Source organism: Streptomyces sp. NPDC101166 (genome assembly GCF_044768125.1).
Taxonomy (GTDB): domain Bacteria; phylum Actinomycetota; class Actinomycetes; order Streptomycetales; family Streptomycetaceae; genus Streptomyces.
The window spans coordinates 1-1,268 of record NZ_JBIWPF010000173.1 but is presented as its reverse complement, the minus strand read 5'-3'; the positions used below and the strand labels follow the sequence as shown (position 1 = coordinate 1,268).

Genomic DNA, 1,268 nt, shown 5'->3' with positions numbered 1-1,268 from the left:
GGATGACGCGGATCGAAGGGTGGATCACCCCCGAACTGCGCGCGTGCCTCGACGCGGTGTTTGCGAAGCTGGCTCGGCCGGGCATGTGCAACCTGGAAGATACTGAAAGCCCCACTGCCACCGGCGGGTTCATTGCCGACAGCGTTCTCGATGCTGCCGCGCGACGTGACCGTCGTGATGCGGGACAGCGGACCCACGATGCGATGCTCGCCGTGATGCAGCCGGGTGTGAACATGCGTGCCCTGGGCATGCACCGTGGCCTGCCCGTCGAGGTCGTGCTCACGATGAGCCTGACCGACCTCGAGAACGGGACCGGGGTCGCCACCACCGCTTCGGGTACTCAGGTTTCGATCAACGAGGCGCTGAAGATGGCCGAAGGCAGCCACCCGGTGTTGGCGGTCCTCGACGGTGACGGGATGCCGATCTACCTGCAGCGCTCCCGGCGCACCGCCAACCGGGCACAGCGTCTCGCGCTTCTGGCTCGCGACAAAGGTTGTACGCGTCCGGGTTGTGAACAACCCGCCTCGATGTGCGCCGCCCACCACGTCAATGATTGGGCCAAGGGCGGTCCCACTGATATCAACAACCTGACACTGGCGTGTGATCACTGCCACGCCCTGGTGAATGACAGTGCCGAGGGCTGGAAAACCGTTGTGATGGGCAAGGATTCACCGTATCGAGGGCGGACGGGGTGGATTGCTCCGAAGAGTCTTGACCCGACCGGGACCCCTCGGGTGAACGATCGCCATCACGTAGGCGAAGCGATCGCGGCTGCCATCGATTCCAGTTGCCGAAAGTGGCGCTCACGGGCTGCCTGAATCCCGAACTGCTCGTGCCCTGCTGGCGTGCGCAGAACTACGCAGGGTGTGGTCACCCTGCCTGCCCTGCCGCACTGGGGCTGACGCCGAGCTGGGAGCCGCTTCCCGCCGATCCCGGCCCAGGGACTGCACGCATCACCTTCTCGAGATATCCGCTCCGGCCTCTTTGGGTTCTTCCTTCTTTTGTCTTTTCTTCTTTCTTCTCCAGGCGTCTTTTATCTTTTGGTCTTTGGTCTTATCTTTCGTCTCTCACCGCACGCCCCGCACGATCGCGGATCCTGCCCAGTTCCTCCACCAACTCAGCCGGGCTGCGCACAGTGAACTCGACGCCCAACTGCAACAGCCGATACGCCACCCACTCAGGTGAGTCATCCCGCCACATATCGAGCGCACAGGCATCCGGCCCACGGGAGACCACATCCCCCGCCCCCTCCCCCAGCCGGCCGATCA

At 63.9% G+C, this 1,268-nt stretch carries 1 protein-coding gene and 1 pseudogene; one reads left to right on the top strand and one right to left on the bottom strand.

The genetic code is table 11. From position 1 onward, the window contains the following. On the top strand, positions 1-818 hold an 818-nt coding region (locus ACIRS4_RS37440), incomplete at its 5' end, for a DUF222 domain-containing protein (RefSeq protein ID WP_404204621.1). Between the two features lie 235 nt (positions 819-1,053). Here ACIRS4_RS37440 and ACIRS4_RS37435 read toward each other — a convergent pair. Further along, positions 1,054-1,268: pseudogene (locus tag ACIRS4_RS37435) on the bottom strand (transcriptional regulator); the annotation flags it as partial.